This is a genomic window from Iodidimonas sp. SYSU 1G8 (genome assembly GCF_039655775.1).
In the GTDB taxonomy this organism is placed as follows: Bacteria; Pseudomonadota; Alphaproteobacteria; order SMXS01; family SMXS01; genus RI-34.
This window is the reverse complement of sequence record NZ_JBBYXJ010000001.1, coordinates 1,697,501-1,721,915: the sequence shown is the minus strand read 5'-3', so window position 1 is coordinate 1,721,915 and position 24,415 is coordinate 1,697,501. Positions and strand designations below refer to the sequence as shown.

Genomic DNA, 24,415 nt, shown 5'->3' with positions numbered 1-24,415 from the left:
GGAGATCACGTTTCATGCACCCGTCCGTGCACGCCCGTACCACGCCCGAAAAGCCCGCCTACATCATGGCGGCGACAGGCGAGACGGTAACCTATGGCGAGCTGGAGGCCCGCTCCAACCGTCTGGCGCAATTGTTCCGCGCCAAGGGGCTGAAGCCGGGCGACCACATCGCTCTGATGATGGAGAACCAGGCCCGCTTCTACGAGGTCTGCTGGGCGGCGCAGCGGTCGGGTCTATACTTCACGGCGATCAGCACCCGGCTGACGGCGCCGGAAGCGGCGTATATCGTCAATGATTGCGGTGCCCGCCTGCTGGTCGTCTCGCATGCTCTGGCCAAGGTGGCCGAGGAACTGGCGAGCCAGATACCGGCGGTCGAAACCCGGCTGATGACCGATGGCGCGATCGCTGGTTATGAGGCGTACGAGACTGCCGTGGACGGCTACCCCGCCACGCCCATCGCCGACGAGATTTCCGGCGTCGACATGCTTTATTCGTCGGGCACGACGGGCCGGCCCAAAGGGGTCAAGGTGCCGCTCGCGGGCGATCCCATCGACTATGTCACGCCGACGGCGCAGGCGACCCGGGCGCTCTACAATTTCTCCGCTGACTGCATCTATTTGTCGCCGGCGCCGCTGTATCACGCGGCGCCGCTGCGCTTCAACATGTGGGTCATGCGCGTCGGCGGAACGTGCATCATCATGGATCACTTCGACGCCGAGAACTATCTGCGGCTGTTGCAGGAATACCGGGCGACCCACACCCAGCTCGTGCCGACCATGTTCGTGCGGATGCTCAAGCTGCCCGAGGAGACGCGCGCTCGCTATGACGTGTCATCGCTGCGGGTCGCCGTGCATGCGGCCGCGCCCTGCCCGGTTGACGTGAAGCGGCGCATGATCGAATGGTGGGGGCCGATCCTGCTGGAGTACTATGCCGGGACCGAAGCGAACGGCATGACCTTCATCAACTCCCATGACTGGCTCAAGCACCCCGGCTCGGTCGGCCGGCCGCTCGTCGCCCAGTTGCACATCGTCGGCGAGGATGGCGAGGAGGTGCCGCAGGGCGAGCCCGGGACCATCTACTTCTCCGGCGGCCCCGATTTCAGCTATCACAACGACGCCGAGAAGACGGCCCAGACCCGCAACGACAGGGGCTGGTCGACGCTGGGCGATGTCGGTTACGTGGACGAGGACGGCTTCCTGTACCTGACCGACCGCAAGGCCTTCATGATCATCTCAGGCGGCGTGAACATCTATCCGCAGGAAGTCGAAAATCTGCTGATCGGGCATCCCGCCGTCGCCGATGTCGCCGTGTTCGGCGTCCCGAACGAGGAGTTCGGCGAGGAGGTCAAGGCGGTCGTCCAGCCCATGGAATGGTCCGAGGCGGGACCGGCGCTGGCGCAGGAGTTGATCGCCTATTGCCGCCAGCACCTGGCGCATCTCAAATGCCCCCGAAGCGTGGATTTCGAGGCCGAGTTGCCGCGCCATCCCACGGGCAAGCTCTACAAGCGCCTGCTGCGCGACCGCTACTGGGGCAAGAAGGACAGCCGGATCGTCTGAACGACATTCTCGGCATTCGGCGGAGGGAACTTGGCTCCCTCCGCGATGCGCGGACGGTTAGCGGGGGCCGAGCGCGCTGATCTGCACGGTCCTTGAATCATCGCCGGCAACGACAGTCACGCCGGCGGTGCGTCCATCCTTCTTGTACGAGCTGATGTACATCACGCCGGCCTGGTTGCTTTCGGCTTCCTTTACCCAGCCCTGGGCGGGCATGGCCTCGACATAGTACTGGACGATCTTGTCCAGCGGTTCGGCGCTTTGGGCGTGCAGCATGTAGGTGTCCGACATGGTGCTGGCCGCGTGGACGGTCAGACCGTCATAAACCGGAATGTCGCTTGGGAAGCCGTCGGGTATCTTGACCTCGCCGCCGACCTGGGTCGTGATTTCCCCCTGATCGGATTTCATGGTGACCGATTGGCCGCCATCTTTCAGGTCGACATCCATGTCGACCCCTTGCTGCTCGGCGTATTTCTCGATGGCTTTCTCGGTCAGGGTCTCGGAACTATCGCAGGCGGCGAGGCCCGAAACGGCGGCGAGCGCGATCAGCACTGTTCTGAATGGTACGGTCATGCGGTGATTCCCCTCTATGCATGGTGGCGTGCCTTAGCGAATATCCGGTGCCGGCGGAGCTTGGCAAGCCTGCTCAGATCAGGCCGTCCGCGCGCACCAGATCCAGTGACCGCTTGACCCGTTCCACCGCGTCGTCGATCAGCTCGGGCGTGTGCGCGAACGACACGAACGACCGCCGCGTGCCGGGCACAAGAACGCCGTTATCGAGCAGGTGCAGGTAGAATTCGGTTTCGGCGGGCGGCTTCTTCATGTTCAGGTCCCGCGCCGAGCGGATTTCTTCCTTCTTGAAGTATATCTGGAACATGGAGCCGGCATTCAGCACCTGCACGGCCATGTTCTGGCTGTGGGCATAGTCGTTGATCATCCGGGCGAGGCGTTCGCCCTGGCCGTTGATGTGCGGATAGACCGTGTCCCGGTTGTCGTCGAAGTATTTCACCTGGGCATAACCGGCCGCCATGGTCAGCGGATTGCCCGAGAAGGTGCCGCCCGACATGATGCCCTTGGGATCGCCCTCGTGCATGGCGTTGAACAGCCGCATGATGTCGGCTCGGCCGCCGACCGCGCCGATGGGAAGGCCGCCGCCCAGCGCCTTGCCGTAGGTCGCAAGGTCCGGCTTGATGCCGTAGAATTCCTGCGCGCCGCCATAGGCGAAGCGGAACCCGGTGATGACCTCGTCCATCATCATCAGCACGCCGGACTGGGTGCAGACCGCCTTCAACTCATGCAGGAATTCGCGGATCTCGTCGTTCATGTGCGGGTTGGAGCTCTGCGCCGCCTCGATCATCACCACGGCAAGCTCGTCCTTGTGCTTGCGGATCAGGTCGAAGGCCGCCTGCGAGCGGTAGGGCAGCATGATCTGGTTCTCGACCACGGCCGGCAGCACGCCGGCGCCCAGCGGCCGATAGACCGGCGCATCGCGCGGGCTGGAAGGATCTGCCAGACCGATGCCGTAATCATGGGCGCCGTGATAGAAGCCGTCGAACACCCCGATCTTGTTCTTGCCGGTAAAGGCGCGCGCGGCGCGGATGGCGTACATGGACGCTTCGGTCCCCGTGTTGCAGAAGATCGCCCGCTCGACGCAGTTGTCGGCCTTGATCAGCTGTTCGGCCAGCGGCACCTGGTTGGGATTGTGCAGGCCGAACTGCCAGCCGCGATTCTCGACCTGGTCCATGATGGCCTGCTGCACGACCGGATGGCGGTGGCCGAGGATCAGCGAGCCGAAACCGATCTGGAAGTCGATGTAGCGGTTGCCGTCCGCGTCGATGATGTAGGGGCCTTCACCCTTTTCGATCAGCACCGGGAACGGCATCTCGACGCTGGCCGCCGAACCCATGTTCATGAGTTCCTTGGTGCGTCCGGTCAGCTCGCGCGAGCGTTCGTTCTTTCGGCTCAGGCTTTCGCGGACGGCGCGGCCGGCGGCGCCAATGTCGTCGGTGATCTTGAATGCCATGTTCATTGAATCTCTCCCCGTATTTTTCACAGCTTACGGGGAGGGAGGCCGGACCGGCAAGGCTGAAGGTTTTGCCTTACTTCCTGGGCAGCGTATTCAGCAGCTCAAGCCAGCTCGCCGGTTGCGGATCGCCGTGCGGGTGACGGCCGAAAAGGCTCGCCAACGCCTGGTCCTCGGCCTCGCTGACGATTTCCAGCGACGAGATGATGCCGGCGGCGGTCGGCTTGTTGACCAGCCACAGATGCTGGAGCGCCGCGTCCGGGATGAACACTTTCGCCTTGTCGTGGACGATCTCCCAGCCATGGCCGACGCGCTTGGGCGCATGGGCCGGGCCGGAGAAAATCTGCACGAAGCCGCGATTGGCGACGAACACCATCACCTGTTCGCCGGTCTTGTCCAGCTTGGAAAGCAGATCCGGGAAAGCCTCGGCGCTCAGCTCGGCGGCGTATTCCTCGCCGACCAGCCGGAACGCCTGCAGCCGTCCGATGCGGTGCTTGGCCAGCAGCGCCTCGAAATGATGCACGTTGGTCATCGCGGCCCAGTCGGCCCGGACCGCCGCCACGTCCACGTCCTTGTCCGCGAGGCCCGGCCGGTGCGCGCCGCCGCGGCCCGCCTCATGATGCACCGAATCGGTCCCGAAGCGGCCGACCAGCCCTTCGATGGTGGCCTTGGCCTCGTCGTCGGCGCCATGGATCGACGTCGCCAGCGCGCCGGCTTCGTTGTAGAGATCGATGGTGGTGTGGGCGGGATGCACCTCGGCCCGCGCCAGTCGCTTCAACAGGAAGCGCAAATCCATGTTCTCCTGCACGACCGAGGCGAATGCGCCTTCACCGCGCAGGAATACCTCGTCGATGCCGTCGGTCTGCTCGATGAAGATGCCGCCGCTGCCGGTCCGCACGGTGAACGTTCCCGACTTCTCCAGCGCCTTGACGATGTCCTCCCAGGCGGGTTTCAGGAACGTGGTCTTATCTGCGATGGCGCTGGAACTCATGGCGGTTCTCCCCGAATGCGGCGTGTGGAGTCGATGATATCGACCGAAACAGGCGGAGGTCGAGGTATTTGCTCTCCCTCCGCGTCACGGCATGGCGACGAACAGGCTGCCGGCCCCGCGGCGGATATGCAGCAGCAACGGTCTTCCCTGTGCGCTGGCGGCGGCCTGGGCAAGGTCATCCGGCCCCGCGACGGGCTGTCGGTTGATGCTCACGATCACGTCGCCGGCCATGACGCCGGCCCGTGCCGCGTTGCTGCCCGGTGCGACCGACTGCACATAGACGCCTTTGACCTCGCCCGCGAGCGGATGGCTCTCCGGCAAAGGCCCGAGCGCCAGTCCGGCGAAGCGCTCGCCCACAAGCGGCGCGGCTTGTGCCGTCTTCTGCTGGCCCTGCAGCGCCATCTCCAGCGTTTGGGTCTCGCCCTCGCGCACGATATCGACGGCAATACTCTGACCAGGGCGCATCAGGCCGATGGTGTTGCGCAGTTCGGAACTGCTGCCGATGGCCTTGCCGTCGACCGCCGTCACGACGTCGCCGGGGCGCAGCCCCGCCTTCTCGGCGGGAGAGGCGGGCATGACGCCGGAGACCAGAGCGCCGCGCCGGGCATCGATTCCCATGGCCTCGGCCAGCTCGGGTGTCAGGTCCTGGATGGTGACGCCCATCTGGCCGCGCTGGACCTCGCCATAATCGATGATCTGCGAGGCGGCGAGCATGGCCATTTCGGCGGGAATCGCGAAGCCGATGCCGATATTGCCGCCGGTCCGCGACAGGATCGCCGTGTTGATGCCCACCAGATTGCCGCTCTGGTCGATCAGCGCGCCGCCCGAATTGCCTGGATTGATCGACGCATCGGTCTGGATGAAGTTCTCATAGCCTTCGATCCCCAGCCCCGTCCGGCCCAGTGCGCTGACGATCCCGAGGGTCGCGGTCTGGCCGAGGCCGAAAGGATTTCCCATGGCGATCACGAAATCGCCGATCTTCAGGCTGTCGGACTTGCCGATGGGCATGGCCGTCAAGTCGCGGGCATCCACCTTCAGCACGGCGATGTCGATTTCCGGATCCGATCCGACCAGCTTTGCCCGCAACTCGCGCCGATCGGTCAGGGTCACGTCGATGCGGCCCGCGTTCGCCACCACATGGTGGTTGGTGATGATATAGCCGTTTTTGGCGTCGACGATCACGCCGGAGCCGACACTGGTGGAGCGCCGTTCGGGCGTCTCGCGCGGATCGCCGAAAAAGCGGCGGAACATCGGGTCTTCCATGAACGGATTCATGGGGCCCTGGGCCTTGCCCTCGACCGAGATGTTCACCACGGCGCTCGAGACGCGGGCCAGCACGGGATGAAGCGACGGCAGGGCGGGCGCGATACCGGTGAGAGGCGGCGCCGTGGCCAGCGGTTGCGGTGCGGTGGCCGGGGAAACGGTCTGCCGCACTTCAGGAATGAAAGCCCACGCCAAACCGCCAGCGACCAGAACAGCCGCCAGCACCGTCAGAACACGCTTCATGGTCGCCCTCGTGATTGCCAGACCTAGGAATTGGCAAGCGGGGGCGAAACGTTCAAGGCCGGTGATGGCAGTAGGAGGAAAGATGGCTGCCCGTTCGGGCGGGCAGTACCATCATCTGAACCAGGGCCTAATTGGTCGGGGAGAGAGGATTCGAACCTCCGGCCCCTGCGTCCCGAACACAGTGCTCTACCAGGCTGAGCTACTCCCCGACGGGCCCTTAGGTGGGGCAGGGCGCGTGTATAGCGCTCCGCTGGCGTCCCTGCAAGCGGCCTTGCACGGGAAATGTCAAAAAGCGCGTTCGATGGAAAAATCGACGATGGCGGTCAGGGCCTCGCGGGTCGGCGAAGGCGAGAAAAGCCGCAGCGCGTCCTTGGCCATGGCGCCGTAATGACGCGCCCGCTCGATGGTGTCGCGCAGCGCGTCATACTTGGTCATCAGGGCGATGGCGTGGTCCAGGTCGCCGTCTTCCTGCTCCACCGTCTCCAGCGTGCGGCGCCAGAAATTGCGCTCCTCGGCGCTGGAGCGGCGATAGGCCAGGATGACGGGCAGGGTGATCTTGCCCTCGCGGAAATCATCGCCCACCGACTTGCCGAGCGTCGCCTGCTTGGCCGAATAGTCCAGCGCGTCGTCGGCCAGCTGGAAGGCGATTCCCAGGTTGCGGCCGAAGCTTTCCAGCGCCTCCTCCTCGGCGGCCGGCCGCCCGGCGACGATGGCGCCGATCTGGCAGGCGGCGGCGAACAGCACCGCGGTCTTGGCGGCGACCACCTGCAGGTAGGAATCCTCGCTGGTGTCGACATCGTTGGAGGTTGTCAGCTGCAGGACCTCGCCTTCCGCCAGCACCGCAGAGGTGCCGGACAACAGGCGCAGCACGTCCAGCGAACCGTCGTCGGTCATCACCTGGAAGGCCCGGCTGAACAGGAAGTCGCCAACGAGCACGCTGGCCTGGTTGCCCCACAGCACGTTGGCGGTCTCGTTGCCGCGCCGCAGGCGGCTTTCGTCGACCACGTCGTCGTGCAGCAGGGTGGCGCTGTGCAGGAACTCGATGCAGGCGGCGAGCGGAATGTGGCGGTCGCCCTCATAGCCGCACAGATTGGCCGTCGCCAGCGTCAGCATGGGGCGCAGCCGCTTGCCGCCCGAGGCGATCAGATGGCCGGCCAGCTGCGGAATCAGCGCCACCGGGCTGTGCATGCGCTTGATAATGACGTCGTTCACGCGCCGCATATCGTCCTTGACGAGGTCGGTCAGCACGTCGAGGGCCGAGGCTTTCTCGCGCTTCTCCCTGGGAATCCGAACCACATTATCCACGGGACGTTCCTCGATTTTCCTTGTTTTAGCCAAGATAGAAGGCGGTAAGATCGGCGGTCAAGTGAACTGCCGGTAATCCTGGAACGGGAGCGAAAGCCATGCGGGAAATCCTGCGCACCAACGATCCCGTTCTCATTTCATACGCGCAAAGCCTTCTCAAGGATGTAGGAATCGACTCCGTGGTATTCGATGGCCACACCTCGATTCTCGAGGGAAGCATCGGCGCCATCCCGCGCCGGATCATGGTCATCGACGAGGACGCCGATCGCGCCCGCTCGATCCTGTCCGATTCGGACCTTGATGTCTGACGGCGTCACGGAAGATGCCCTGCTGGACGGCCGGGTCCGGCTGCTTCAGCCGAGGACCGGATACCGCGTCGCGCTCGACCCCGTGCTGCTCGCCGCCGGGGTTCCGGCGAAAGCCGGCCAGAGTGTGCTTGATGTTGGGTGCGGTACCGGCGCGGCGGCGCTCTGCCTCGCCGCGCGGGTGTCCGGCCTGAGCTTGACGGGGCTGGAGTATGATGGCGCCAGCCTGACGCTCGCCCGTCGCAGCGCGACGATGAATTGCCGCGAGGTTGAATGGATCGAAGGCGATGTCTTTCATCCACCCGCTTCGCTGCTGGCCCGCCAGTTCGATCATGTCATCAGCAATCCGCCCTATCGCTCCATCGACCGTGGGCGTACCAGTCCCAATCCGGATCTGGCGCGCGCCCACTTCATCGACGATCTCGGGTTCGACTCCTGGCTGGCGTTCTGCGCGGGTCGGGTGCGCGGCAAGGGGATGCTCAGCCTGATCCTGCCGGCCGGCGAACTGGCCCGGGCGCTCGCCGTGCTGGCGCCCCTGTTCGGCGCGCTGATCGTCACACCGCTGTGGCCGCGCCTCGGCGCCGAAGCGAAGCGGGTCATCCTGCAGGGAAGACGTGCCGGTAGCGCGCCGCTTCGGCTGCTGCCTGGCCTCGTGCTGCATGCGGAAGATGGCGCGTTTACCGAGGCGGCCGAACAGGTGCTGCGCGGCGGTAACGCCCTGACGGCCTGACCGGCAAGCAGTGCCATTGATCGCGGGGCGGTCCTCTTCTAAAATACGAAATTCAGTGGGGTTTCCGATCCGCCGCGGCACACGCGCGGCAGACCCGGCGATATGCCGCTGCGGTGCCCTTGGGGGCGGGAAAGAGGTACACGCCATGTCTGAGCAGGACACGCACGAGATCCGTCAGGATAGCGGCGCTGAATCGCGCGAGGCGGCCAACCAGTTGCGGCGCAAGATCATCAAGACCGGTGTCGTCGCCGTGCCGGTGATCATTTCCCTGCAGAGCGGCACTGCCTGGGCGCTGTCCAGTTGCGCCAGCAAGCTCAAGCGCCCCTCGACATCCCAACTCGATAGCACGTTCGGTGATTTCAGTAAGGATCCGACCTCGACGCAGCGACGCAACCGGGAAACGGTCACGTCGCTGACGGGTATTCCCGAAAAGAAGAAGGGCAAGGACCGCCACGACATCGAATCGATCGTGAACGATTTTTCAGGGTCCGGGGCGGGCCGAAGCTATCCGAACGGGCCAGGCGATTCGGTCGAAACGGGTGACATGATCCACCTGATGGTCACGAATGGCTCGTGCTGGACGTCCTATTGCAGCGGGCCGATCAAGCGCACGCGCGACGTTTCCATCTACAACAACACCAGCCCTTCCGTCTGCAAGTAGGCTGGCCGAGAGCGGGAATGGCAGAGGCCGATGCCGTCATTCGCCTCGCCGCCAGTGACGCCCTGACCTGGCGCGACTGGGACGATGGATGCGTGGTGTTCAACCGGGTCACCGGCGAAACCCACTATCTCGATCTCTTCACCAGCTACCTCCTGCGCCTGATCGCCGCGAGTCCGCTGACCGAAGCGGCGCTGACCGACACGGTGCACGAAGACCTGGGCGATGCGGATGCCGGCGCCTTTGGCGGACGCATCGGCACGGCGCTGCGAAATTTCGAGGCGCTCGCCCTGATCGCGCGACGGTCATGAGCCGGATCGGCGGCATGGCGCTTGCGGCGTTCTCGCGGCGGGTGGCGGCCGGCGCCTGCCTTGACGTGCCGCCCTTCATCGTCGGCGTCCACAGCCCGCTTTCCGTCCTCCATCGGTCGCTGCATGGCCTGTACGGTCATTTCGACATCCTTTCGGACGCGGTGCCGGACTTTTCGATCCGCGTCGCGGGCACGGGCGGCCTGCGGCGGTTCATCCGGCGGCAGTCCATGGCCTTCATCGACACGCCGCCGCCCTATGTGCCGTTGCCCGAGCACATGGCGGCCCTGATGTTCGAGCAGGCGTTCAACTGGTGCGTCGCGACGCGAACCTTCACCCATCTGATTCTGCACGCCGCGGTGGTGGCCAGGGAAGGCCGCGCCATCATCATTCCCGGGCAGTCCGGCCAGGGCAAGAGTACGCTGTGCGCGGCGCTCGTGGCGCGGGGCTGGCGCCACGTCTCGGACGAATTCTGCCTGCTCGATCCGGAAACCCTGCGCATCACGGCCCATCCGAGGCCGATTTCACTGAAGAACGCATCGATCGACGTCGTCGCCGCCTGGGCGCCGGACCTGGTGCTCTCGACCCCGCTTCGGGAGACGCCGAAAGGCACGGTGGCCTATGTCCAGCCGCGCCGCGCGGATATCGACGCGGCCGGAGACCTGGTCGCGCCCGTCGCCGTGGTGTTCCCCCACTTCGACCCGGAGGCCGAGGCCGGACTGTCGCCCATGGGCAAGGCGGCGGCCTTCATCGCCCTCAGCGCCTGTTCGGTGAATTACCGGGAAATCGGCAAGGCGGGCTTCGAGGCCCTGTCCGCCATCGCGGGCGAGCGTCCGGTTCTTGCCGCCAGCTACTCGGATACCGCAGGGGGCGTCGGCCTGATCGAAGGGTTGCTCGATGGCCTCTAGGCCGCCTGACCCTTTGCTCGAGACCCTGCGGACTCCCACGCGGATGGCGGCGCTGACGCCTCGGGAATGGACCGGCGTCCTGCAGCGAGCGCGCCGCCGGGCGCTGCTGGGCAAGCTGGCCCGGTACGCGGCGGATGCCGGGATCGGCGAGCGGTTGCCGCCGGCGGTCGCCCGGCAGTTCGCCTCGGTCACGCGGCTGTGCGCCTATCAGGACGATCATCTGCGCGCCGAGGCGTTCTTCGTCATGCATGCGCTGCATCATGTCGGCGCGCCGGTCCTGTTCCTCAAGGGCGCGGCCTATGCGTTGCGTGGTCTGCACGTCGCCCGTGGCCGGGTCTCGTCCGACGTGGACATCCTCGTGCCGCGTGACCGCCTCGCCGCGGTCGAGCGGGCGCTGGGCGAGGCTGGCTGGCTGGGGCTGGATCTGGATGAGTACGACCAGCGCTATTACCGGGAATGGATGCACGAGCTGCCGCCCCTCCAGCACCAGTACCGCGCCACCATCATGGACGTCCACCACACCATCCTGCCCCTTACCGGACGGATTCGTCCGGATGCCGGGGCGATGCTGCGGGATGCGCTGCCTGTCGATGTCCACGGCTATGCCGCGCTTGTGCCGTTGCCGGTCGATATGGTCGTGCATGCCGCCGTCCACCTGTTCCAGGACGGCGATCTGGCCGAACGGCTGCGCGAGTTGCTCGACATTCACGAGCTGGTGAGCGAGTTCGCGCAGCAGGATGCGGAGTTCTGGCCAGCGCTTGCCCGGCGCGCGGAGCTGCACGGCGCCGGCCGCCCTGTATTCCATGCGATCGATTTTGCCCAGCGGTTGTTCGGCACGTCCGTGTCGGACGGCTTTCTGAACACCCTGTCGCACAGGCCCGGCCCGCTGGCGCGGCGGGTCATGGATCTGGTCGTACCGGCGGCGCTGGTCCCCAGCCACCCGGACCGTGCGGCGACGGGCGCGGCACTGGCGCGCGGGCTGCTGTTGCTCCGGTCCCACTGGCTGAAGATGCCGCCGGGCCTGCTGGCCCGGCATGCGGCGATCAAGGGCTGGGCTTCGCTGAAGCGGCGCCTGTCACGCGGCCGGATCTGATCGCTCTTCTTCGAGGAATGCCTGCAGCCTGTCGCTGCGCCCTGCGCCCGTTGCGTAATACAGGACCACGATCAGGCCGAGCAGTCCGCCGGAAATCAGTGTCGCGAGAATGTCGCCTTGCTGCACGCGCACCACGATCAGCGCCAGGCAGATGAGCGCCCCCGCGATCGGAACCGCCAGCGGGACCTCGAACTTGCCGCGCGCCTCGCCCTTCCGCAATTTCAGGACGACCAGAGCCATGTTGACGACGACGAACACGCTCAGCAGCAGCAGTACGGTGGCGGACGCCAGTTCCTGGATGTTGCCGATCAGCGCCAGCGCGGCGACGATCACGAACAGCACGGCAATGGCCATGTGCGGCGTGCGACGCGTACGATGAACCGCGCCCAGCGCCTTCGGCATCAATCCCTGATAGGACATGCCATAGAGCAGCCGCGAGGCCATCAGGTAGTTGATCAGCGCCGTGTTGGCGACGGCGAAGATGGTGATCACCGTAAAGCCGACGGCCGGAAACCAGGGCGCCGCGCGTTCGATCACGAGGGTCAGCGGTCCGGCGGCCTGGGCAAGGTCCTGCCACGGGACGACCGAGACGGCCGTGACGGCCACCGCCATGTAGATCACCGTGGCCAGCACCATGGCCGAGATCAGCGCAAGGGGCATGTTGCGCTGCGGGTTCTTCACCTCCTCGGACACGTTCAGCATGTCCTCGAAGCCGATGAACGAGAAGAAGGTCAGCACCGCGCCCTGCATGATCAGCAACGCGAGCGCGCCATTGCCCATGCCCGGGAACGGGAGCTCCAGCAGGCTGACGCTGCCCCAATGATCGACGCCGACAGCAATGACAAGCAGCAGTCCCGCCGCCTCGACGCCGGTACAGATCAGGTTGAACCAGAGCGATTCGCGGATGCCGCGCACCAGAATGCCGGCGATCACCAGCAGGAAACCAAGCGCCAGCAGACTCGTCGGCAGGCTTGCCCAGCCGAAGAGGTGCTTGAGGTTCTCGGCGACCACGTTCGACTGGGTCGCGATGGAGGTCAGGCCCGAACAGACCACCGCGAGGCCGACCAGATAGCTCAGCAGCGGCTTCCGGTACGCGCGCTGCGTGACATAGGCGGCGCCGCCCGCGCGCGGATATCGCGACGCGATGGATGCATAGGAGAGACCGGTCAACAGCGCGGCGATCATACTGACGAGGAACGCCACCCATATGGCGCTGCCCAACTGCCCCGCCGCCTTGCCGATCAAGCCGTAGATGCCGGCGCCGAGCATGCTGCCGAGCCCGTAAAGGGTCAGCTGGAGCGGCCCGATGGTGCGCAGCAGGGTGGGTTGTCCAGTGGTCGGCGGCGTCATGGGCGCTCCGTTCTCTTGGATTCGGTGGTTCAGGGTAGTCGCTGAGGCCGCGCGGGCCTAGCCGCTTCGACGCGTGGCCTCGACGACTTCGGGCGCTTTCCGGGCGAGAGCCAGCGTCAAAAGGCCCGACATGAAGACGAAGGCGCCGACCACGGCGATGCCCATGCCATAGCTGCCGGTCATGTCCTTGACTTCGCCGATGATGATGGGACCCAGGAACCCGCCGATGTTGCCGACCGAATTGATCAGAGCGATACCGGCCGCCGCCGCCGTGCCACTCAGCAGCGCCATGGGCAGGGTCCAGAACACCGGGAACGCGGCGAAGCTGGCGAGGAAGCCGGCGCAGAACAGCAGGTAGCTGAGCAGCGGCCGGTCGGCCGTCCAGCCGCTGGCGGCGAACAGAAGGCCGCCGACCAGCGCCGGATAGGCCAGATGTCCTATCCGCTCGCCCGAGCGATCCGACTTCTGGCCCCACAGCAGCAGGACGGACGCGGCCAGCATGTTGGGGATCACGGCGATCAGCCCGACCTCGAAGAGGCTGAGCGTGCCCAGGCTGCGCGTGATCTGCGGCACCCAGAAGGTGAAGGCGTAGAGACCGACCACTATCCCCAGATAGATCAGGCTGAGCATCCACACCTTGCCGCTCGCCAGCACGGCCCGCACCGATCCGTGGGTTTGCGAGCCTTCGGCCTGCTCGGCGGCCAGCGTACGGTTGAGCCAGTCTTTCTCGTCAGGGGTCAGCCAGCGGGCGTCATCGGGCCGGTTCGGCAGAATGAAGAAGACAGCGACGCCGACGAGGACCGTGGGCAGTCCTTCCAGGATGAACAGCCACTGCCAGCCAGCCAGGCCAAAATGGTCCATGCCCAGCAGCCAGGTGGATACAGGCGCGCCCAGCATGGTGGACAGCGGCAGGGCCAGCAGGAAGCCGCCCATGATTCGCGCGCGCCAGGCGGCGGGAAACCATTGCGATAGGTAGAAGACGATGCCGGGAAAGAACCCGGCCTCGGCGAAACCCAGCAGGAAGCGCAGGATGTAGAAGCTGGTCGGGGTGGTGACGAGCGACATGCAGGCCGATATCAGGCCCCAGGTCACCATGATCCGCGCGATCCAGATCCGCGCGCCGAAACGTTTCATCAGGATGTTGCTCGGCACCTCGAACAGAATGTAGCCGATGAAAAAGATTCCGGCGCCCCAGCCATATACGGTGGCGGAAAAGCCCAGGTCGGCGTTCATGGTGAGCGCGGCGAAGCTGATGTTCACGCGGTCGAGAAACGACAGGAAATAGCAGAACACCAGCAGCGGAAGCAGCTGCAACGCCACTTTCCGGCAAATACGATCCCCCATGCGCGTCTCCCCCAGTGCAGCGGAAGCGCACCATGGCATGCCGTCCGGCAGGGGTGAAGAAAATTGGCTTGAGGGAGACCGGCTTACCGGTCGACCACGTCCGTGTGCGGCCGGTCATCCCCCGGCGCGGTCTCTTCGTGCCAGCGGCCCCGTTCGTCTTCATATTCGATGTCGGTGGTATCGCCGGGCAGTTCCTGGCGCGCGGCCGCGCTTTTGGCGGCGGCCAGCGCCTCGTCGTGCGTTTCGAAGGTTTCGGAGATCACATCGCCCACCTTGTAGGCCCAGCCGCCATCATGCTCCACGATCTCGTACAGAACCTCGGTCATCGCCGTCTCCATCTGTGTGTCAGGGGTGAACGGACCGCTGGCCACGCAGTTCCGCGTCGCCACGCAGTTCCGCGTCGCGGCGCGGCGAGCGTATATCCTTTTGCCGGTCGGTCGCCTACACTGGTGACCAACCTTTGAAGGGCGCCCGATGGCCTACGTGACTTCCTTGCTTTCCCCGACCGACATGAAAGAGATTCTTGCGGCGTTCGTGGAGGCGAACCTGAGTCCGAGCCAGCATCTCTTGCGGTCCCTCGCGGATGTGTGCGGCATCACCGAAGAGGCGCTGCGCCAGCACCTGACCGAGTGTCATGACAATCAGGCGAGGGGCGCCGGCGATTTGTTTGGTTCGCCACCGGACATGCCCCCGGAAGCCGGTTATTCGTCGTAAAGCGCCCAAGGCGGCGTTGGCGGGTTTGCCTTAATCTCACTCCATGCCGGACCGACCGGCAAGGTCGGCCCAGCGTCCATGCACCGTCTTGTTGTCCATGACGGTTCGTCACGCTGATGAACAATCCATCGAGTCTTTTGCGTTCCAGACTGATCGGCGGTGACGCTAGAGTGTCCGCGACAACGGAAGGATGCATCATGGGCAAGGCGAAGCGGGCGGGATTTTCGGCCGAACGGCTGGAGCGGGTCGGGCAGCTGTTGGAGGACAAGTACGTGTCCAAGGGCCAGTTGCCGGGGACACTGACTCAGGTCTGGCGCCGCGGCGAACTCGTCTATAACGGCATGACCGGCCTGATGGATATCGAGCGGGCCACGCCCATGCGCGAGGACGCCATCTTCCGCATCTATTCCATGACCAAACCGATCACGGCCGTGGCGCTCATGATGCTGGTGGAAGAAGGGCGTATCGGACTGGACGACGAGGTCTCCATCCACATTCCGGAGTGGAAAAACCTGTCTGTATTTGTTGGTGGCGTGCCCGGTGCCTTCATCACCTCGCCGGTAAGGCGGGGCATGAAGGTCATCGACCTGTTCACCCACACGGCCGGCCTCACCTACGGCTTTCTCGCGCGCACCAATGTGGACGCCGCCTACCGCAAGCGGCGCGTCGGCGAGGCCCGGCAGGAGGGCGGGCTGGAGGCCATGATCGAGGAACTCGCGAGGCTGCCGCTCGAACACTCGCCGGGTGACAACTGGAACTACTCGGTATCCATCGACGTCATGGGTTATCTTGTCCAGAAGCTGTCCGGCGTCTCCTTCGGCGAATTCCTGCGCACGCGGCTGTTCGAGCCGCTCGGCATGCCGGACACCGGCTTCCATTGCCCCGAGGACAAGATCGAGCGGTTCACCTCCTGCTATGAAGGCAAGCCAGGCGGATCCATCGCCTTGCAGGACGATGCGCGGTCCAGCACCTACGCCGCGCCGCCGGCGCTCGAATCGGGCGGTGGTGGTCTCGTCTCCACGGCGGCCGACTACCTGCGATTCTGCCGCATGCTGCTGAACAAGGGCGAACTGGACGGTGTCCGCATCCTCAGCCCCAAGACGGTCGCGCTGTTCAGCCTCAATCACCTTCCGGGCAACAGAGAGATGACCGAAATGGGACTGGCGCCTGGGCTGTTTAACGAAGCCGGCTATGCCGGCGTCGGCTTCTCGCTCGGCTGCGGCGTCACCATCGATGTGGCCAAGACCCGGTTGCCCGGCACCGTCGGCGAATTCTTCTGGGGCGGCGCGGCCTCTACCGCCTTCTGGATCGATCCGAAGGAGGATATGACGGTCGTGTTCATGACCCAGGTGATGCAGTCCCCCCACCATATCGGCCTTCGCCGCGATCTGCGGACCCTGGTCTATTCGGCCATGACGGAGTCCTACGTCTAAAGTCCTCCGTCGGCGCTGGCGGAAAACAGAGACTCGAGATCGGCGTCGTTCAACTGCCGCCACTCTCCCTGCGGCAGATCGCCCAGTTCCAGGCCGCCGGTCCGGAAGCGGTGCAGGCCGATGACCAGATTGCCCAGGGTCTCGAACATCCGCCTGATCTGGTGGTAGCGGCCTTCGCCCAGCACCATCAGGCCGGACGTGGGGCCGTCCGGCGTCCAGGCCGCCGGCTTCAGCGGCTTGGCGTCGCCGGTCATCATGAAGTCGCCCGCCGCGAACAGCGCCGACTCGTCACCACGCAGCTCGTCCCGCAGCGTTACCCGATAGTGCTTGTCGGCATGACGCCTGGGATGGGTAATCCGGTGAAGCAGATCCCCGTCATCCGTCATCAGCAGCTGGCCGCTGCTTTCCTTGTCCAGCCGCCCGATGCTCGACAGGGCCGGCTTGCGGATACGCCACCGGTCCGGCAACAGGTCATAGATCAGCGCCCCGACATCATTGTGGGAACATGTATAGCCGACTGGTTTGTGAAGCATGACCGTCAATGGCGGGGGCGGATCAATCGGCTCGCCATCGAACAGAATAGCGCCGAAGCGCGACAGATCAGCCGTATAGCCGGGATCGGTCACGCGGTTGCCGTCGACCTCCAGCCAGCCATTGCGGATGGCGGTGGCGATTTCCTTGCGGCTGCCATACCCCAGATTGGAGAGCAGCCTGTCGAGACGCATAGTGGTGGGGTGCTTTGCCATGTCCGCCCTTCGCCTACCTGGCGAGCCTTATCGCGGGCGGTGGGCGGCGGGGGCAAGAGAAGTTTGCCGGCCTGTTTCAGGAAACAGGCAGCGCGCGCTCGAGCGCCGCGTGAATCGCCGCTTCGGTCACGCCGTCGCGGGCCATGACCGCGCGCACGATCGGATCGGCCAACATCTCCTGCAGGGTCATCTCGCGATCGACGTACCGGCGCATGACGGGTGCGCGGCGTGCGGCACGCTGCGGGAATGCCAGAATGCCTTCCGCGCCATCCCGTACGGCCTTGACGGGCACATTGTCGTTATCCGGCGTGAGAATGGGGGCAAGAGCACTGCGGGCCGTGGAATCCGTCATGGGATGTATCCTTACTGGGCGTGCCGGAAGGCACGGTCGCCTGTCCAAGTCACTGGCGAGAAATGCTTTTGCGTCCGTTTGGTTCCGCGTAGCCGGAAAAAGATTTCGCGTGGACTTTTCTCCACATGGGCTGTGTTCCCCGCAGCGACGAAATTTCGCGGCGCGGCGCACTTTTGACCCGGTGACTCGTTAGTCGGGTACCGCGCCGGGCGGTCGAACTGCTTGGGGAAACCATGCTCGAATGGCTGAAGGACTATCCTGCGTACGCTGCCGGGGCGGGGGCGCTGATCACATTCGTGCTCACCATTCTGGTTCTCAACGTCACCGGACCGGAAAAATGCATCAAGGAACCTCTGCGACATCTTTGCAAGGTACGTGACCCTCAGTTCATGCGTGAAATGGGCACCCTGCTCGGGCCGCCCGTCCTCGGCGGCATGAAGGTCGAGGACTTTCAGAACGGCGACGAGATATTTCCCGCCATGCTGAGCGCTATCCGCGGCGCGCGGCGCACCATCACCTTCGAGACGTTCATCTACTGGAGCGGGGACGTTGGACGCGAGTTTCGGGATGCGCTGGTCGAGCGCGCCCGGGCCGGGGTCAAGGTTCATATCATGCTCGACTGGGTCGGCAGTCAGAAGGTCAGCGACAAGACCGTCGACATGCTGCGCGAAGCCGGTGCCGAAGTGGAATTCTACCATCCGCTCAAGTGGTACACGCTCAGCCGGTTCAACAGCCGCACCCATAGGAAGTTGCTGGTGATCGACGGGAGGATTGGCTTTACCGGCGGTGTCGGTGTCGCCGATCAATGGCGCGGCAGCGCGCAGGATCCCGCTCACTGGAGGGATATGCATTTCCGGATCGAGGGGCCGGTCGTCGCCCATATCCAGGCGGCTTTCATGGACAACTGGATCACGACGTCGGGCCGGGTGCTGCAGGGCGAAGAGTATTTCCCCGCGGAACACGTGGCCGGAGAGGTCAGCGGACAGATGTTCATGTCTTCGCCCCGCGGCGGCGGCGACAGCATGCAACTCATGTATCTGATGTCCATCGCCGCGGCGGAGACCAGCATCGATCTCGCGGCCGCCTATTTCGTGCCTGATTCGCTGACGCGGCAATCATTGATCGAGGCGGTCCAGCGCGGCGTGACGGTCCGGGTGATCCTGCCAGGCAAGCACATCGACGAAAAGACCGTCCGCAGGGCATCCCGTGCCGACTGGGGCGAGTTGCTGGAGGCAGGGGTGGAAATCCATGTTTTCGAGCCGACAATGTTTCACTGCAAGATGCTGATCGTTGATGGCCACCTGGTGTCCGTCGGATCGACCAATTTCGACAATCGCTCGTTCCGACTGAACGACGAGGCCAACCTCAACGTCTACGACGAGGAGTTTGCCCGCCGCATGACCGGCGTGTTCGAAGGCGACCTGAAGCGCTGCAGGCAGATGTCGCTCGATGAATGGCGGCGACGGCCATGGTCGGAGCGGCTGATGGACAAGGCCGCGTCGCTGGTTTCCTCCCAGCTCTGACCGTCAGTTCAGGTTGAAGGAAATCACCATCCGCGGCGTATCGCTGTCGTAGCGCGCCACGCTGTGCAACAGGCCACTGGGGAATAGCATTAGCAATCCGTCCCGCGGCACGATATGCCGGACCGGCAGACCGTTGGCATCATGGATTCTAAAAGCACCGCTCGTATTCGAACATTCGCCCGCATCCACGTAGTAGGCGCCCGAGACCTTGCCTGCGTGGCTGTGCAGTCGGCCTTCCATGCCTCTCCGGGAGATGATCGCCCACATGCTGCTGATCCCAAGAGCGCGTGCGGCGGGTGCATCGCCCCACGCCAGGCGATTGGCCAGAGTTTCGATCACGCTGATCAACTGCCGAACGGTCGGGTCGGGCAACAGGAAGAGATTTCCGTCCGACAGCCACTTGTCGCTGAAGTAGGATCGTCCCGATGCTCTGTTGGTCTCGCGGCCCGGAGTCCGTTCCGACATGTCGATGAGCAGGGCACGCAGCGCCGCATTCAGCCGCTCATGCCCGGCGACGATGCCGCCGCGGGGCATGAGCGTCAAGGCGTTGAGGTCGGCGTCATTGTCGTGCATCGCAACCCGGCGAGTCTGGCCCTGCCTCAGTCTAGCATTGCTCTTGCCAAGGATCAGCCGTGGCTGACCTGAAGCACGCCGCGGTCTTCCATCTTGTCGAGCAGGACGATCGCCAGGGTGCGGGCATCGGGACCGCCGCTCCAGAGCTTCTCCCCGGCGACGGCCTTGGCGCCGGGCGTGCGCGCCGACTGGATGGCATCGGCGATCAGGTCGATGATCTCGAATTTCGTGAACATGGCGGGGTCCTTGCTGTTTGTGCAGCGGAGGCCGGCGGCCGGCTGCGTCCCGGCTCTTATCGTCGTAAAACGCCGGCAACGCCATGAATAACCGAATCACGACCCGGCGAGAGTGATTTCCGGGAGTCAGAACGTCATGGCCATCCGGCTCTTCGGATTGAGGATTTCCTGGAACTCGACCACGTTTCCATCGGGATCGCGGGCATAGGTGGTCAGCACCGTGCCACGCCCCAGCAACTGCGGCGGGCAGTGAAACGGCACGCCGGCGGCCGACAGCCGCGCATATTCGGCGGGCAGGTCTACGACGTCGAAGCACAGATGGGTCAAGCCATGGTCGCACACCGGCCTTTCACCGTCGCCCGCCCTGGGCGTGGGCGCGGCGTACTCGAACAGTTCGATATGGGCGTTGGCGGCGCGCAGCATGGCCACTTTCCCCTTCGCGCCCGGCAGCGCCGTCACGTTCTCGATCTCCTCTCCGCTGAAATCCGCCACGAACAGCACGTCGATTCCGACCAGGTCCCGGTAGAAGCCGAGGAGCCGCTCCAGATTGCCCGTGGATATGGAGGTGTGGTGAATGCCGCGAATCATGATCTATCTCCCCAGAAGTCGCCCGTCAGGATACGGGGCAGGGCCGGGCGGCACCAGTCATGTCGATGGCTCCCGTCCCGGCTCCGATCCGTCAGCGGCTTGGGCAGCGTCATTCCCGGCAAGCCAAGATCGTTTCGATATCGCATTATCGCATAACGGGATTGTCAGAATGTGTCTGGAGTATGTTGCGTCGCACAAATAAGGTTTGTCTTGTCACCACGAAACAACGGTTCAGCGTGGTGGCGCGGAGGCCTCCTCATATTGAGGCTTTCGATGGAGTGGCCCTGTTTTCCTCCCCGTTTCCAGGGCTCTCCCATTTCATCGTCTCCCCAAGACATGAAGTCTTCCCTGATTTGCCGGGCTCGCAAGAGCCCGGCATTTCTTTTTGTGCATCCGCGAATAAATGCACGCGTGAATTTTCGCTTGGCCGCCGCCGCCGGCTGACCCATTCTGAGACGCAGGACAATGCCTCAGCGGGGAGAGAGCGATGAGTGTGATTCTTGGGCCGATCGTCCAGCAGGGATATGTGGTGCCGGATGTGCGCGCCGCGCTGCCTTATTTCATCGATATCGGAATCGGGCCGTTCTTCATTCGCGACCGCTTCGACGTGGTCGGTGGCGGCTGCATGTATCGGGGCCAGGAGTACACCTTCAACATCACGGCCGCCTTCACCTATTCGGGCGAGCACCAGTTCGAGTTGATCTGTCACCACAACGACACGCCCTCGGTCTACAAGGATTTCCTCAAGGACAATCCCGCAGGCGGATTGCAGCATGTGGCGGTCTGGGTCGACAACATCGACGAGGAACTGGACCGCCTAAAGCGTCTCGGCGAGGACTTCGAGGTGCTGCAGCGCTTCAACGAGCTCGATTGCTATATCAAGAAGCCGAACAATCCGTGGCCGATCATCCAGTTGATGAGCACGGTGGAGCGGCATCGCCGGATGTTCACCATGGTGAAGTATCATACCGACCGGTATGACGGCACGCGCCCGATCCGTTTCATCGACGAGGAACTGAAGGCGTTCTACGGTCCGGGCGGACCGGGCGAGGGCATGGACACCTGGGAGGTGACCAAGGCGCCCGGCCGCGAGCGGGTGCTCCAGCCAGCCTGACAATCTGGTCGGAAAGTGTCATCCTTTCCCGTGGATCAGTACGGGAGAGGATCACATGTCCGGAAACACTGACGATATTGTCCGGCAGCTTCGCGATATCGAGGATATCAAGGCGCTGAAGCATCGCTATGCCTACGATGCGAACATCATCGACGGCGTGCCGGGTGACCTGAAAGCCTTCGCGGCCCTCTTCGCGGCCGATGCCAGTTTCGACGTGGGCATGGGCGAGGCCCGGGGGCCGGCCGAGATCGAGGCCATGATGGAGACGCTCACCACCCAGTGGCGATGCGCCATGCACTATATGCTCAATCCGCTGATCGAACTGGATGGCGACCGGGCGCGCGGCATGTTCAGCGGTTTGTTCGCGTTTGTCTCCGATTCCCAGCCGGCTCCGGTCTGGCTCTCCAACATCTACACCGACACGTTCGTGCGCACGGCGGACGGGTGGCGATTCCAGTCGGTCAGGGTGCGGACCACCTTTGCCGATCCCGCCTTCCTGGCCGGTTATGCCGATCAATTGAGTTGAGCTACGAATTCATCGTTGATGATTGTTTTTTGGCGCGTGATCCGTGACAGTGCGGACTGTAACAGCGCGGGGAGGACATCATGGCGCAGACTCACGATCACGAAATCGTCTCGATCTATCCGTTCACGGAAGCCGAGGTCGATCAGCTTGCCAACAATTCCAACGAATGTGTCCTGATGTGGGCGACCAAGGATGGCTGGCCCGTCGGCGTCACCCATGCCTTCGTCTGGCACGACGGCAAGATCTGGCTGACCTTCGCCGAACATCGTCACCGGGCAGCGGCGATTCGCCGCGACAACAGGGTCTCGGTCAACGTCAGCAGCGCCGGCTATCCCAAGGGCGCGCCTGAAGGTCTGCCGAGCGGGGCCATCACCTTCAAGGGGCGCGGCGAATTCTTCGATGATCGCGAGACCAAGGAATGGTTCTACCGGGCGCTGTCGAAGAAGCTGAATCCGACCAGCAAGGAAGGCGAGGAGTTCTTCTACAACCTGCTCGACTCGCCGTTGCGCACCATCCTGGCCGTCACACCCGAGAAGATGATCATGTATAATGGCGGCAAGGCGAACCAGCACATGGCCGGCACGATCAGCGAGGAAGAGCTTGGCGAGCGACTGAGCGGGGATCGCGAGCGCATGAACGCCGAACGGGCCAAACGCGGTCTGCCGCCCCGCTAAGTGTCGGATCGTCATCGTGGTCGGCGTGTCGCGCTGACCACGGCACGACGGTTCACGCGGTGATACCGGCCTCGGGGTTCGCCGCGTTCCGACGGCGATGCGGCAATCTTCTGTTGCCTTCTTGCCACACTTGGCGAGTCAATACGCTTCCGTCCTTGGAACTCTCGACGCTCACGGATGTTCGCGCCGTTGAGTTGATCGCAAGGAGAAGCATCTCATGACTAAAATTCTGCGCACGGCATGTATCGCCACAGGTCTGGTTGCCGCCACGGCAACCGGTGCGTTCGCCCAGTCGGCGGATCGCAACCCGTTCGACGGGTTCTATGTGGGCGGCATGGTCGGGTACGACTTTCTGAGCAATCAGAACAGCTCGAACCTGCCGGACTTCGACGAGGAGAATGGCGGGCGCATCAGCGGCCTGGGCAGCGATGGCATCGCCGGCGGCGTCGTCGCGGGTTTCAATATCCCGATGGGGGACGCCTTCATTCTGGGTATCGAGGGTACCGGCCGTTACAGCGACGCCAGCGGTGATACCTCGGTGTCCGACAATACCAGCGACAGTTCCATCGAAACCGGCACCCGCGCCAGCTGGAGCATCATGGGCCGCGTCGGCTTCCTGGTATCGCCCACCACCATGATCTATGGCTCGGGTGGCTGGGGTCAGACGCGCTTCAACACCCGCTTCATCAATACGCCGGTCGGGGGTAATCCCACCGAAGTCTTCGATGACGGGATCACCCGCGATTCGTGGCGCATCGGCGGCGGCATTGAAGCGGCGCTCGGCGGCGGCTGGACTGCCCGTCTGGACTACACCTACGCCAATTACAGCGATTACGAAGTGACGGTGAATCCCCTCAACAGCTTCGTGATCAAGCCGACGGCGCATCAGGCCTCGGTCGGTGTGTCCTACTACTTCTAGAACCATCCGATAGGACGGGTTCCAGAATCATCCGAGGGGCCGGCGCAAGCCGGCCCTTTTTCATGCGCCCGGATAGCGGGACGGTTACTCGGCCACGTCGCCAAAACGGATCGGTTCGGCGACCCGTCCCGGCTGCGCCAGCCGCGCGACCTCATCCGCTGTGACCGGCGGGCTGAAAACGTACCCCTGGATTTCGTCACAGCCCATCTCGCGCAGGATTTCTACCTGTTGCGGCGTCTCCACCCCTTCGGCGAGCACGCGCCGGCGCAGGGAATGGCCCATGGCGATGATTGTCCGGATGATCTCCCGGTCGTCGACGTCGATGGCGATGTTGACGATGAAGGAACGGTCGATCTTGATCGTCTGCAGCGGAAATCGCTTGAGATAGGACAAGGACGAATAGCCGGTGCCAAAATCGTCGAGCGCCAGCGTGATGCCCATCTCGTTCAGCTCACGCAGGGTGCGGACGGCATGATCCGTATCCTTGATGAGCATGTTCTCGGTGATCTCCAGCTCGAGGCCGCTGGCATCGATCCCGGTCTTGGCCAGCAAGGCACCGACGATCTTGGCGAGATCCGGCTGGCGCAGCTGGCGGACGGACAGATTGACCGCGACCTTGATGTCCAGACCATGATCGCGCCACAGCCGGTGCTGCCGGCAGGCCGCTTCGATCACCCATTCGCTCACCGGGCCGATCAGGCCGCTTTCTTCCATGATGGGAATGAACTTGGCGGAGGGAACCAGGCCCAGTTCGGGGTGCCGCCATCTGAGCAGGGCCTCCGCGCCGGCAAGCAGTCCGGTGCGCAGATCCATCTTGGGCTGGAAATGCAGGACGAACTCTTCCCGGTCCAGCGCCTGGCTCAAGCCGCCGATCAGGGTCAGACGTTCCTCGATCTCGGCGTTCATCTGGGCGGTGAAGAACTGGAAGTGCTGCTTGCCCTGC

28 protein-coding genes and 1 tRNA gene (1 of these 29 only partly in view) are annotated in these 24,415 nt (G+C 64.2%); 14 read left to right on the top strand and 15 right to left on the bottom strand.

The features are described from left to right. Positions 1 to 14: 14 nt before the first annotated feature. Positions 15 to 1,556, top strand: a complete 1,542-nt coding sequence (locus tag WJU17_RS08180; protein ID WP_346326831.1) for an AMP-binding protein — start codon at positions 15 to 17, stop codon at positions 1,554 to 1,556. 57 nt (positions 1,557 to 1,613) lie between these two features. Here WJU17_RS08180 and WJU17_RS08175 read toward each other — a convergent pair whose 3' ends face one another. The 6 genes from WJU17_RS08175 to WJU17_RS08150 form a co-directional block, all read right to left on the bottom strand. Beyond that, positions 1,614 to 2,126 (bottom strand): hypothetical protein, encoded by a 513-nt coding sequence (locus WJU17_RS08175; protein ID WP_346326830.1) that lies wholly within the window; start codon positions 2,124 to 2,126, stop codon positions 1,614 to 1,616. 73 nt (positions 2,127 to 2,199) lie between these two features. Continuing rightward, positions 2,200 to 3,582, bottom strand: a complete 1,383-nt coding sequence (locus WJU17_RS08170; RefSeq protein WP_346326829.1) for an aspartate aminotransferase family protein — start codon at positions 3,580 to 3,582, stop codon at positions 2,200 to 2,202. A gap of 70 nt (positions 3,583 to 3,652) precedes the next feature. Next, the gene (locus WJU17_RS08165) at positions 3,653 to 4,567 is read right to left on the bottom strand and encodes a ChuX/HutX family heme-like substrate-binding protein (RefSeq protein ID WP_346326828.1); all 915 of its coding nucleotides are present in this window, start codon (positions 4,565 to 4,567) and stop codon (positions 3,653 to 3,655) included. A gap of 84 nt (positions 4,568 to 4,651) precedes the next feature. Then, complete coding sequence (locus tag WJU17_RS08160) at positions 4,652 to 6,073, bottom strand: DegQ family serine endoprotease (RefSeq protein ID WP_346326827.1); 1,422 nt, start codon at positions 6,071 to 6,073, stop codon at positions 4,652 to 4,654. A gap of 132 nt (positions 6,074 to 6,205) precedes the next feature. Continuing rightward, positions 6,206 to 6,282 (bottom strand) — tRNA-Pro (locus WJU17_RS08155). A 76-nt stretch (positions 6,283 to 6,358) separates the two neighbouring features. Further along, on the bottom strand, positions 6,359 to 7,369 hold the full coding sequence (locus WJU17_RS08150; protein ID WP_346327416.1) for a polyprenyl synthetase family protein: 1,011 nt from the start codon (positions 7,367 to 7,369) through the stop codon (positions 6,359 to 6,361). A gap of 107 nt (positions 7,370 to 7,476) precedes the next feature. Here WJU17_RS08150 and WJU17_RS08145 point away from each other — a divergent pair, with 107 nt between their 5' ends. The 6 genes from WJU17_RS08145 to WJU17_RS08120 all read left to right on the top strand — a co-directional run bounded on the left by WJU17_RS08145 (position 7,477) and on the right by WJU17_RS08120 (position 11,380). Then, the gene (locus WJU17_RS08145) at positions 7,477 to 7,686 is read left to right on the top strand and encodes a DUF2007 domain-containing protein (RefSeq protein ID WP_346326826.1); all 210 of its coding nucleotides are present in this window, start codon (positions 7,477 to 7,479) and stop codon (positions 7,684 to 7,686) included. Continuing rightward, positions 7,679 to 8,413, top strand: a complete 735-nt coding sequence (locus tag WJU17_RS08140; protein WP_346326825.1) for a methyltransferase — start codon at positions 7,679 to 7,681, stop codon at positions 8,411 to 8,413. The genes WJU17_RS08145 and WJU17_RS08140 overlap by 8 nt, the downstream gene beginning before the upstream one ends. Positions 8,414 to 8,558: 145 nt before the next feature. Next, positions 8,559 to 9,074: a hypothetical protein gene (locus WJU17_RS08135; RefSeq protein ID WP_346326824.1), complete on the top strand. Its 516-nt coding sequence runs from the start codon at positions 8,559 to 8,561 to the stop codon at positions 9,072 to 9,074. Between the two features lie 17 nt (positions 9,075 to 9,091). Beyond that, positions 9,092 to 9,382 (top strand): HPr-rel-A system PqqD family peptide chaperone, encoded by a 291-nt coding sequence (locus WJU17_RS08130; RefSeq protein ID WP_346326823.1) that lies wholly within the window; start codon positions 9,092 to 9,094, stop codon positions 9,380 to 9,382. Beyond that, positions 9,379 to 10,287 carry an HprK-related kinase A gene (locus WJU17_RS08125; RefSeq protein WP_346326822.1) on the top strand — a complete coding sequence of 303 codons (909 nt, stop codon included), beginning with the start codon at positions 9,379 to 9,381 and terminating at the stop codon, positions 10,285 to 10,287. The genes WJU17_RS08130 and WJU17_RS08125 overlap by 4 nt, the downstream gene beginning before the upstream one ends. Before the next feature lie 43 nt (positions 10,288 to 10,330). Further along, on the top strand, positions 10,331 to 11,380 hold the full coding sequence (locus WJU17_RS08120; protein ID WP_346326821.1) for a nucleotidyltransferase family protein: 1,050 nt from the start codon (positions 10,331 to 10,333) through the stop codon (positions 11,378 to 11,380). Here the strand turns inward: WJU17_RS08120 and WJU17_RS08115 are convergent. From WJU17_RS08115 to WJU17_RS08105, 3 genes are all read right to left on the bottom strand, one after another. Next, positions 11,363 to 12,730: an amino acid permease gene (locus tag WJU17_RS08115; RefSeq protein ID WP_346326820.1), complete on the bottom strand. Its 1,368-nt coding sequence runs from the start codon at positions 12,728 to 12,730 to the stop codon at positions 11,363 to 11,365. The two genes, WJU17_RS08120 and WJU17_RS08115, sit on opposite strands and share 18 nt — an antisense overlap. A 57-nt stretch (positions 12,731 to 12,787) precedes the next feature. Next, on the bottom strand, positions 12,788 to 14,074 hold the full coding sequence (locus tag WJU17_RS08110; RefSeq protein WP_346326819.1) for an MFS transporter: 1,287 nt from the start codon (positions 14,072 to 14,074) through the stop codon (positions 12,788 to 12,790). A gap of 83 nt (positions 14,075 to 14,157) precedes the next feature. Next, the gene (locus WJU17_RS08105; protein WP_346326818.1) at positions 14,158 to 14,400 is read right to left on the bottom strand and encodes a DUF2188 domain-containing protein; all 243 of its coding nucleotides are present in this window, start codon (positions 14,398 to 14,400) and stop codon (positions 14,158 to 14,160) included. 148 nt (positions 14,401 to 14,548) lie between these two features. Here WJU17_RS08105 and WJU17_RS08100 point away from each other — a divergent pair, with 148 nt between their 5' ends. Together WJU17_RS08100 and WJU17_RS08095 are read left to right on the top strand one after the other, a co-directional pair. Beyond that, positions 14,549 to 14,788: a hypothetical protein gene (locus tag WJU17_RS08100; RefSeq protein WP_346326817.1), complete on the top strand. Its 240-nt coding sequence runs from the start codon at positions 14,549 to 14,551 to the stop codon at positions 14,786 to 14,788. 197 nt (positions 14,789 to 14,985) lie between these two features. After that, positions 14,986 to 16,221, top strand: coding sequence for a serine hydrolase domain-containing protein (locus tag WJU17_RS08095; RefSeq protein ID WP_346326816.1), 1,236 nt, complete (start codon positions 14,986 to 14,988; stop codon positions 16,219 to 16,221). Here WJU17_RS08095 and WJU17_RS08090 read toward each other — a convergent pair. Next, positions 16,218 to 16,946, bottom strand: coding sequence for a pseudouridine synthase (locus WJU17_RS08090; protein WP_346327415.1), 729 nt, complete (start codon positions 16,944 to 16,946; stop codon positions 16,218 to 16,220). The two genes, WJU17_RS08095 and WJU17_RS08090, sit on opposite strands and share 4 nt — an antisense overlap. Positions 16,947 to 17,043: 97 nt before the next feature. Then, positions 17,044 to 17,319 carry a hypothetical protein gene (locus WJU17_RS08085; RefSeq protein ID WP_346326815.1) on the bottom strand — a complete coding sequence of 92 codons (276 nt, stop codon included), beginning with the start codon at positions 17,317 to 17,319 and terminating at the stop codon, positions 17,044 to 17,046. A 233-nt stretch (positions 17,320 to 17,552) separates the two neighbouring features. On the opposite strand from WJU17_RS08085, the gene WJU17_RS08080 reads away from it, so the two are divergent. After that, entirely contained in the window at positions 17,553 to 18,842 is a 1,290-nt protein-coding gene (locus WJU17_RS08080) for a phospholipase D-like domain-containing protein (protein ID WP_346326814.1), read from the top strand. A 3-nt stretch (positions 18,843 to 18,845) separates the two neighbouring features. Here the strand turns inward: WJU17_RS08080 and WJU17_RS08075 are convergent, their stop codons facing one another. The 3 genes from WJU17_RS08075 to WJU17_RS08065 form a co-directional block, all read right to left on the bottom strand. Next, the gene (locus WJU17_RS08075; RefSeq protein ID WP_346326813.1) at positions 18,846 to 19,415 is read right to left on the bottom strand and encodes a putative 2OG-Fe(II) oxygenase; all 570 of its coding nucleotides are present in this window, start codon (positions 19,413 to 19,415) and stop codon (positions 18,846 to 18,848) included. A 53-nt stretch (positions 19,416 to 19,468) separates the two neighbouring features. Beyond that, positions 19,469 to 19,651 (bottom strand): hypothetical protein, encoded by a 183-nt coding sequence (locus tag WJU17_RS08070; protein ID WP_346326812.1) that lies wholly within the window; start codon positions 19,649 to 19,651, stop codon positions 19,469 to 19,471. A gap of 126 nt (positions 19,652 to 19,777) precedes the next feature. Next, complete coding sequence (locus WJU17_RS08065) at positions 19,778 to 20,239, bottom strand: VOC family protein (protein ID WP_346326811.1); 462 nt, start codon at positions 20,237 to 20,239, stop codon at positions 19,778 to 19,780. A gap of 487 nt (positions 20,240 to 20,726) precedes the next feature. Here WJU17_RS08065 and WJU17_RS08060 point away from each other — a divergent pair, with 487 nt between their 5' ends. From WJU17_RS08060 to WJU17_RS08045, 4 genes are all read left to right on the top strand, one after another. Beyond that, positions 20,727 to 21,353 (top strand): VOC family protein, encoded by a 627-nt coding sequence (locus WJU17_RS08060; RefSeq protein WP_346326810.1) that lies wholly within the window; start codon positions 20,727 to 20,729, stop codon positions 21,351 to 21,353. A gap of 55 nt (positions 21,354 to 21,408) precedes the next feature. Beyond that, complete coding sequence (locus WJU17_RS08055) at positions 21,409 to 21,879, top strand: nuclear transport factor 2 family protein (protein ID WP_346326809.1); 471 nt, start codon at positions 21,409 to 21,411, stop codon at positions 21,877 to 21,879. An 80-nt stretch (positions 21,880 to 21,959) separates the two neighbouring features. After that, on the top strand, positions 21,960 to 22,553 hold the full coding sequence (locus tag WJU17_RS08050; RefSeq protein ID WP_346326808.1) for a hypothetical protein: 594 nt from the start codon (positions 21,960 to 21,962) through the stop codon (positions 22,551 to 22,553). A 217-nt stretch (positions 22,554 to 22,770) separates the two neighbouring features. After that, positions 22,771 to 23,472, top strand: coding sequence for an outer membrane beta-barrel protein (locus tag WJU17_RS08045; RefSeq protein ID WP_346326807.1), 702 nt, complete (start codon positions 22,771 to 22,773; stop codon positions 23,470 to 23,472). 84 nt (positions 23,473 to 23,556) lie between these two features. On the opposite strand, the gene WJU17_RS08040 is transcribed toward WJU17_RS08045, so the two are convergent. Further along, positions 23,557 to 24,415: the 3' end of an EAL domain-containing protein gene (locus tag WJU17_RS08040; RefSeq protein WP_346326806.1), read on the bottom strand. The gene runs 1,232 nt beyond the window's last position; 859 of the gene's 2,091 nt are visible here — the last part of the coding sequence; its start codon lies off the right edge, out of view; its stop codon occupies positions 23,557 to 23,559.